Below are 7,740 nucleotides of genomic sequence, written 5' to 3' on the forward strand. Positions count from 1 at the left end.
GGTGAGGGGCCATCCTATCTACGCATCAGGGCTCCTGCGCCCCGATTCGGCCTCAGCCTCAATCCTGCGTGTCAAGGGACAGTCCATGAAAGATCCGTATGAAACCTACATGAACCTCGTCCCGATGGTGGTCGAACAGACCAACCGTGGCGAGCGCGCTTACGACATCTTCTCGCGCCTCCTGAAGGAGCGCATCATCTTCATCACCGGCCCCATCGAGGATGGCATGGCCTCTTTGGTGTGCGCGCAGCTTCTCTTCCTCGAGGCGGAAAACCCGAAGAAAGAGATCAACATGTACATCAATTCGCCGGGCGGTGTGGTGACGTCGGGCCTGGCGATGTACGATACCATGCAGTTCATCAAGCCGCCGGTGTCGACGTTGTGCGTCGGCCAGGCGATGTCGGCGGGCTCTCTGCTCCTGACTGCCGGTGCCAAGGACATGCGCTTCTGCACGCCGAACGCCCAGATCATGATCCACCAGCCGTCGGGCGGCTATCAGGGCCAGGCGACCGACATCATGATCCACGCCCAGTTCACCGAGCGGCTCAAGCGGCGGCTGAACGAGATCTACGTCAAGCACACCGGGCAGGATTACGAGACGATCCACAACGCCATGGAGCGCGACAACTTCCTCACCACCGAGCAGGCGCTGGGTCTCGGCCTGATCGACAAGGTGATGACGTCGCGCGACGAAAACGAGGGCGAGGCCAAGGCCTGAGCCGGACTTTGCCTCCGGGCTGGCCGACAAAGGCCGGCCGGTCCGGAACTTTTGCGTGGATTTGCGGCATTTCCGCCACAATTGGCTGTTCCCTCGGGAAGCCCGACCGCCTACGTTAAGGCTCTATTGAGCTTCGGCGGCTTAGCTTTTTCGCCGGGGAACTGCGAATCGGCTGGCGCTTTCCGGGTTGTGCCTTGTACGGAATGCGCTACGGGGGCCGGGTACTGGAAAAGGCGGTTTCCCGCGATAGGTTATCGGGTGTGTCCGCTTGGCGGGTGCCCATGAAAAGGACTGGACGATGAGCAAGGTCAGCAACGGCGGCGGTGATTCCAAGAACACCCTCTACTGCTCGTTCTGCGGCAAAAGCCAGCATGAGGTTCGCAAGCTCATTGCCGGCCCCACCGTCTTCATCTGCGACGAGTGCGTCGAACTGTGCATGGACATCATCCGCGAGGAGAACAAGACCTCGATGGTGAAGTCGCGCGAAGGCGTGCCGACACCGCAGGAGATCCTGAAGGTTCTCGACGACTACGTGATCGGCCAGCCCTACGCCAAGCGCGTGCTGTCGGTCGCCGTCCACAACCACTACAAGCGCCTCGCCCACGCCGGCAAGAACAACGACGTCGAACTGGCGAAGTCGAACATCCTTCTGATCGGCCCGACCGGCTGCGGCAAGACTCTGCTGGCGCAGACGCTGGCGCGCATCATCGACGTGCCTTTCACCATGGCCGACGCCACCACGCTGACCGAGGCCGGCTATGTCGGCGAGGACGTGGAGAACATCATCCTCAAGCTGTTGCAGTCGGCCGACTACAATGTGGAACGTGCCCAAAGGGGTATCGTCTATATCGACGAGATCGACAAGATTTCCCGCAAGTCCGACAATCCCTCGATAACCCGCGACGTGTCGGGCGAGGGCGTCCAGCAGGCGTTGTTGAAGATCATGGAGGGCACGGTCGCCTCCGTGCCGCCGCAGGGCGGCAGGAAGCATCCGCAGCAGGAATTCCTGCAGGTCGACACCGCCAACATCCTGTTTATCTGCGGCGGTGCCTTCGCCGGCCTGGACAAGATCATCTCGGATCGCGGCCGCAAGACCTCGATCGGTTTCGGCGCCACCGTGGCCTCGCCGGAGGACCGCCGCAGCGGCGACCTGTTCCGCCAGGTCGAGCCGGAGGACCTGTTGAAGTTCGGCCTGATCCCCGAGTTCGTCGGCCGCCTGCCGGTGCTGGCGACGCTGGAGGATCTCGACGAGGCCGCGCTGATCCAGATCCTGACCGAGCCGAAGAACGCGCTGGTCAAGCAGTACCAGCGGCTGTTCGAGATGGAGAGCGTCGACCTGACCTTCCACGAGAACGCGCTGTCGGCCATCGCCAAGCGCGCCATCGAGCGCAAGACCGGCGCACGCGGCCTGCGTTCCATCATGGAGGCGATCCTGCTCGACACCATGTTCGAGCTGCCGGCGCTGGAAGGCGTGCGCGAGGTCGTCATCTCGGAGGAAGTGGTTACGGGCAGCGCCCGCCCGCTCTACATCTACTCCGACAGCAAGGAAAAGAAGGGCCCGGTCAGCGCCTAGAGCATTTTGCAGCCAGACGGAATCGTCTGGCGTTGCGCAAATGCGGCTGAAGAGACGGGCGCTGCTGCCTTTCCCTTGGAATGCCTGGCGGCGCCGAAAGGCGCCGCTTTGCTGTGCGGCTGCCGCTTCCGTTCCGTGCGGGGCAAGTTAGTCGCCTGCCATTTGCCCTTGATCTTTCCGTCGCCAGCATCCACCTATCGACGGAAGGCCGATGGGCTGCATTCCGTGCTGACAAACTCCCGTCACAAAGGATGATAGGCGGAACGACCCGCGGTCGTTAATATGAGATTCGCGATTGGCTTAGAGCGGTCGCGACAGAAAGGTTGGACAATGGCCAAAACTTCCAGGTCCCCCGCCGACGGCGTCTTCGCGGTCCTCCCGCTGCGCGACATCGTCGTCTTCCCGCACATGATTGTGCCGCTGTTCGTGGGCCGCGAGAAATCCATCAAGGCCCTTGAAGAGGTGATGGGGCAGGAAAAGCAGATCCTGCTCGCAACCCAGAAGAATGCCGCCGATGACGATCCGGAGCCGGACGCCATCTATGACGTCGGCACGCTCGCCAACGTGCTTCAACTGCTGAAGCTGCCGGACGGCACCGTCAAGGTGCTGGTCGAGGGTGCTGCGCGTGCGCGCATCTCGGAATTCACCGATCGCGGCGATTTCCATGAAGCCCGCGCGACCATGCTCAACGAGCCGGGCGAGGAGGAAGTCGAGATCGAGGCGCTGGCGCGCTCGGTGGTCTCCGACTTCGAGAACTACGTCAAGCTGAACAAGAAGATCTCGCCCGAGGTGGTGGGGGCGGCGAGCCAGATCGAGGATTACTCGAAGCTGGCCGACACGGTCGCATCGCATCTCGCCATCAAGATCCCCGAGAAGCAGGAAATGCTCGCCACGCTCTCCGTCAAGGAGCGGCTGGAGAAGGCGATGGGCTTCATGGAAGCCGAAATCTCCGTCCTGCAGGTGGAGAAGCGCATCCGCTCGCGCGTCAAGCGCCAGATGGAGAAGACCCAGCGCGAATACTACCTCAACGAGCAGATGAAGGCGATCCAGAAGGAGCTCGGCGAGGGCGAGGACGGCCGCGACGAGGCCGCCGAGATCGAAGCGCGCATCAAGAAGACCAAGCTCTCCAAGGAGGCCCGCGAGAAGGCGGAAGCCGAGTTGAAGAAGCTGCGTTCGATGTCGCCGATGTCGGCGGAATCGACGGTCGTGCGCAACTATCTCGACTGGCTCTTGTCGATCCCGTGGGGTCGTAACTCCAAGGTCAAGCAGGACCTGAACTTCGCCCAGGAAGTGCTCGACGCCGATCACTTCGGCCTCGACAAGGTCAAGGAGCGCATCGTCGAGTACCTGGCCGTGCAGAGCCGCCAGAAGAAGCTGAAGGGGCCGATCCTGTGCCTCGTCGGTCCTCCCGGCGTCGGCAAGACCTCGCTCGGCAAGTCGATCGCCAAGGCGACGGGGCGCGAGTTCGTGCGCATGGCGCTTGGCGGCGTGCGCGACGAGGCCGAGATCCGCGGTCACCGCCGCACCTATATCGGCTCGATGCCCGGCAAGGTCATCCAGTCGATGAAGAAGGCCAAGAAGTCCAATCCGCTCTTCCTGCTCGACGAGATCGACAAGATGGGCCAGGACTTCCGCGGCGATCCGTCTTCGGCCCTGCTCGAGGTCCTCGACCCCGAACAGAACGCGACGTTCATGGACCATTACCTGGAGGTCGAATACGACCTGTCCTCGGTGATGTTCGTGACGACGGCGAACACGCTGAACATCCCTGCGCCCCTGATGGACCGCATGGAGATCATCCGCATCGCCGGCTACACCGAGGACGAGAAGGTCGAGATCGCCAAGCGGCACCTGATGCCGAAGGTGGTCCGCGACCACGCGCTGCAGCCGAAGGAGTTCTCGGTTTCCGAGGACGCCATCCGCGGCATCATCCAGACCTACACGCGCGAAGCGGGCGTCCGTTCGCTCGAGCGTGAGCTGATGAAGCTCGGCCGCAAGGCGGTGACGGAGATCCTGAAGACCAAGAAGAAGGCGGTGAAGATCACCCAGGACAACCTGGCCGATTATCTCGGCGTGCAGCGCTACCGCTTCGGCATGGCCGAGACGGACGACCAGGTCGGTGTCGTCACCGGGCTTGCCTGGACCGAGGTCGGCGGCGAATTGCTGACGATCGAGGGCGTCATGATGCCCGGCAAGGGCAAGATGACGGTGACCGGCAACCTGCGCGACGTGATGAAGGAATCGATCTCGGCGGCGGCCTCCTATGTCCGCTCCCGCGCCATCGATTTCGGCATCGAGCCGCCGCTCTTCGACAAGCGCGACATCCACGTGCATCTGCCCGAGGGTGCCACGCCGAAGGACGGTCCGTCCGCAGGTGCCGCAATGGCCACGGCCATCGTTTCGGTGCTGACCGGCATTCCGGTGAAGGCCGACGTGGCGATGACCGGCGAGATCACGCTTCGCGGCCGCATCCTGCCGATCGGCGGCTTGAAGGAAAAGCTGCTGGCGGCACTACGCGGCGGCATCAAGAAGGTGCTGATCCCGGAGGACAACGCCAAGGATCTGGCGGAGATTCCGGACAACGTGAAGAACGGCATGGAAATCATCCCGGTCTCGCGGGTCGGAGAAGTGCTGCAGCACGCGCTGGTGCGGGTGCCGGAGCCGATCGAATGGGTGGAGCCGGCCACGACGCCCGGCCCGGTCGATGCGGCCGAGGACGCCGGCAAGTCGCTCGCTCATTGAGTGTTTTGCGACGCTGCATTGCAACAAATGGAAAGCCGGGCTTCGCGCCCGGCTTTTTCATGTGAAAAAGCCCGGATTTCCGGGCTTTTTTCGCCTTCCGGCCAGCATTTCCGCTTGGTTGTCGCAGCGCTTCTCCATAAAGTCCGGGCCCAGCCGGATGAGTCGACGTGTTCCGGCATTCTCATGGAAGGGAAACCTTATGAACAAGAACGAACTGGTGTCCGCCGTCGCCGATGCGGCCAAGATTTCCAAGGGTGACGCTCAGTCGGCGGTCGATGCGGTTTTTTCCGTCATCACCGGCGAGTTGAAGAAGGGTGGCGATGTCCGGCTGGTCGGCTTCGGCAATTTCAGCGTCTCGAAGCGTGCGGCTTCGACCGGCCGCAATCCCCAGACCGGCGCCGAGGTGAAGATCCCCGCGCGCACCGTGCCGAAGTTCTCGGCCGGCAAGGGCCTCAAGGACGCGGTCAACTAAGATCGCCTTCCTTCGGTTCCATGCAGGAAGCCGGGCATTGCCCGGCTTTTTGTTTGCCGGGGGCACGCGAAAGGGCGGGGCGGGAGGAGGTCACTCAGGCTGGAGCAGGCCGCGCCTGCGGCCCAAGTTTTCGCCCGCCCCGTCGGAAGCGTGAGCGAAGCGAACTGCCGTGAGATCAGGTAAAGAACCGGAACGAGGCCGCGACCGCGGCCCGGGCTTTCGCCCGCCCCGTCGGAGGCGTGAGCGAAGCGAACTGCCGTGAGATATAAAATGGTGGGCGATGACGGGCTCGAACCGCCGACCCTCTCGGTGTAAACGAGATGCTCTACCAACTGAGCTAATCGCCCGCGGGTCGGAGCTTTAAGCGGTTGATCTCCGCTTCGCAAGGACAAATACGGCGTATCCCTCGCAGGACACCGCCACTGATGAGGTCGAAATCGCTTCTTTTCCGGGCGTGCCGGCCGGGTGAAAGGCGGATGCCGCGATGGGCGCGGAACGGCGTCGTGGAAAAAAGCTTCGGCCGGTGAGAATAGCGCCAAAGGTGCGCTTGACACCCAGCGGTGAACCCCTTATCCACCGCGCAACGACGCACCGGACGTGTCCTGTGCGCCGCAAGCGCGGGTGTAGCTCAGTCGGTTAGAGTGCCGGCCTGTCACGCCGGAGGTCGCGGGTTCGAGCCCCGTCACTCGCGCCATTCTTTCAAAGGCTTAGCTACCATCTTCCCTCGAAAAAGTTTGAACGCCAGACCGGCAATTCAAACTTTCGGCTCTATTTGTTCCCACGAAGGGCCTTCCTACCCTCCAGTCGAGCCGCATCGGCCCGCCTGACCATTTCGACTTGAACCGGCACGTAGGTCTGTTCGAGCTTTTTCGATTCGCTCAACGAGTTTGCCAGCTTCGCGGAAAGGGCTGTACCTTCCACGCCGCCGGCGACGGCCTCAGCGCTACCCGACCGCCGGAAGTCGAGCATCATGCGAGTATCCCCTGGGAACTCGACGGATCGAACGGTGCGGAAGTCTTCGGAGAAAGAATTGCGCGTGTAGGGAGCGCCTTGACGTGGTCTGCCGCCCTTCGATCCTGGCGCCGGTGTAAAGCCTTTGGTCTGGAACAGTCGAACGCCTGCCAGAGGTTCAGCATCGCCAAAGCGGTGATGCATATACCATTCCAGCAACCGCGCGCTTCGTTTGGACAGTGTCAGAACGGCGTCACGTCCCGATTTCGCACGGCTCAGCTCGAACCAGCACCCTTTCCCGTCTCGGCGGAATTGACCGTAGGTGAGGGACCTGGCATCGACTGGTGATACTGAGCCGTCCCACATGCAGGCCAAGGCCGCCGCCAAGCCGAAATAGCCCATGCGGAAGGCGCGTTTCACCAAGCGAACGGCCTCACCTTCGGACCAAGTCTCGCTGCGCCCCTTCGGCTCTGTGTTTGCCACCGCAAGAGACGGATCGCCTTCCAACTGGCAGTATTTGAGCGCAGCCATGACCTTCCAGAGCGCGCGCCAGATTTTCAGCGCCCGATGGGCTTCTCGCAGACTGATGTCGTCCTCAATGCCTTGACGCCAGGCTGAGATCGTCGGCATTGTCACCATGGCAGGCGAGTACCGCCCGAAAACAGGCCCTATATACTTCCAGGCACGCTCCCAATCCTCGCGCGTTCGAATGGCCTTTTTCGCCCATTCGTTGGTGCCTCGATAGACGTCAAACGCCTCGCTGTTGATTTCCGCTGAGAGCTGACCCGGGATTTTCGCCGAGAAGTGACCCGCCTTCATGTATGGTTTGGGTCTTAGGTTTTGGTCAAGGGGCGGCTTTCTCCTTCTTGCTCGTTGCGGCCTGTGCTGAGCTGTTCTTGAAGCGGAAGCTGTCGTTTCCGGTTTCCAAGATGTGGCAATGATGGGTGAGGCGATCGAGCAGCGCCGTCGTCATCTTGGCATCACCGAAGACGGTCGCCCATTCGCTGAAGCTGAGGTTGGTGGTGATGACGACGCTGGTGCGCTCGTAGAGCGTGCTCAGTAGATGGAACAACAGCGCCCCGCCTGACGCGCTGAAGGGCAGATATCCGAGTTCATCGAGGATGACGAGATCGGAATGGGCGAGCCGGTTGGCGATCTGGCCTGCTGCCGGTTTTTCGGACACGGGGTTAAGCTAACATAGCTTTCTCCTCGAACTCGACGGGGCTCATATAGCCCAGTGTCGAGTGCCGTCGCCGGGGATTGTAGAAGCGCTCGATGTAATCG

General features: G+C 62.1%; 6 protein-coding genes, 2 tRNA genes and 1 pseudogene. 5 read left to right on the top strand and 4 right to left on the bottom strand.

Annotation, left to right across the window (positions count from 1 at the left end):
- The first annotated feature begins 85 nt into the window (after positions 1–85).
- From E6C48_RS13980 to hupB, 4 genes are all read left to right on the top strand, one after another.
- Positions 86–718, top strand: a complete 633-nt coding sequence (locus tag E6C48_RS13980; RefSeq protein WP_136358194.1) for an ATP-dependent Clp protease proteolytic subunit — start codon at positions 86–88, stop codon at positions 716–718.
- 298 nt (positions 719–1,016) lie between these two features.
- Positions 1,017–2,291, top strand: a complete 1,275-nt coding sequence (gene clpX / locus E6C48_RS13985) for an ATP-dependent Clp protease ATP-binding subunit ClpX (protein WP_136358196.1) — start codon at positions 1,017–1,019, stop codon at positions 2,289–2,291.
- 330 nt (positions 2,292–2,621) lie between these two features.
- A complete protein-coding gene (gene lon, locus E6C48_RS13990) occupies positions 2,622–5,033 on the top strand; it encodes an endopeptidase La (RefSeq protein ID WP_136358198.1) in 2,412 nt (803 codons plus the stop codon).
- A gap of 199 nt (positions 5,034–5,232) precedes the next feature.
- Positions 5,233–5,505 (top strand): DNA-binding protein HupB, encoded by a 273-nt coding sequence (gene hupB / locus E6C48_RS13995; RefSeq protein WP_136358200.1) that lies wholly within the window; start codon positions 5,233–5,235, stop codon positions 5,503–5,505.
- A 271-nt stretch (positions 5,506–5,776) separates the two neighbouring features.
- Here the strand turns inward: hupB and E6C48_RS14000 are convergent.
- Positions 5,777–5,852, bottom strand: a tRNA-Val gene (locus E6C48_RS14000).
- A 270-nt stretch (positions 5,853–6,122) separates the two neighbouring features.
- On the opposite strand from E6C48_RS14000, the gene E6C48_RS14005 reads away from it, so the two are divergent.
- Positions 6,123–6,199 (top strand) — tRNA-Asp (locus E6C48_RS14005).
- A 74-nt stretch (positions 6,200–6,273) separates the two neighbouring features.
- Here E6C48_RS14005 and E6C48_RS14010 read toward each other — a convergent pair.
- The 3 genes and pseudogenes from E6C48_RS14010 to E6C48_RS14020 all read right to left on the bottom strand — a co-directional run.
- Positions 6,274–7,275, bottom strand: a complete 1,002-nt coding sequence (locus E6C48_RS14010; RefSeq protein ID WP_136358202.1) for a hypothetical protein — start codon at positions 7,273–7,275, stop codon at positions 6,274–6,276.
- 25 nt (positions 7,276–7,300) lie between these two features.
- Positions 7,301–7,621: pseudogene (locus E6C48_RS14015) on the bottom strand (ATP-binding protein); the annotation flags it as partial.
- Between the two features lie 22 nt (positions 7,622–7,643).
- The coding region (locus tag E6C48_RS14020; RefSeq protein ID WP_136358204.1) for an IS3 family transposase at positions 7,644–7,740 on the bottom strand (97 nt) is incomplete at its 5' end.

Origin of the sequence: Ollibium composti (genome assembly GCF_004801285.1) — a bacterium.
Taxonomy (GTDB): domain Bacteria; phylum Pseudomonadota; class Alphaproteobacteria; order Rhizobiales; family Rhizobiaceae; genus Mesorhizobium; species Mesorhizobium composti.

Bases quoted from the DNA above. Each gene is read 5' to 3' on its own strand.
- E6C48_RS13980 (WP_136358194.1), top strand. From the start codon at position 86: ATGAAAGATCCGTATGAAACCTACATGAACCTCGTCCCGATGGTGGTC.
- clpX (WP_136358196.1), top strand. From the start codon at position 1,017: ATGAGCAAGGTCAGCAACGGCGGCGGTGATTCCAAGAACACCCTCTAC.
- lon (WP_136358198.1), top strand. From the start codon at position 2,622: ATGGCCAAAACTTCCAGGTCCCCCGCCGACGGCGTCTTCGCGGTCCTC.
- hupB (WP_136358200.1), top strand. From the start codon at position 5,233: ATGAACAAGAACGAACTGGTGTCCGCCGTCGCCGATGCGGCCAAGATT.
- E6C48_RS14010 (WP_136358202.1), bottom strand. From the start codon at position 7,275: ATGAAGGCGGGTCACTTCTCGGCGAAAATCCCGGGTCAGCTCTCAGCG.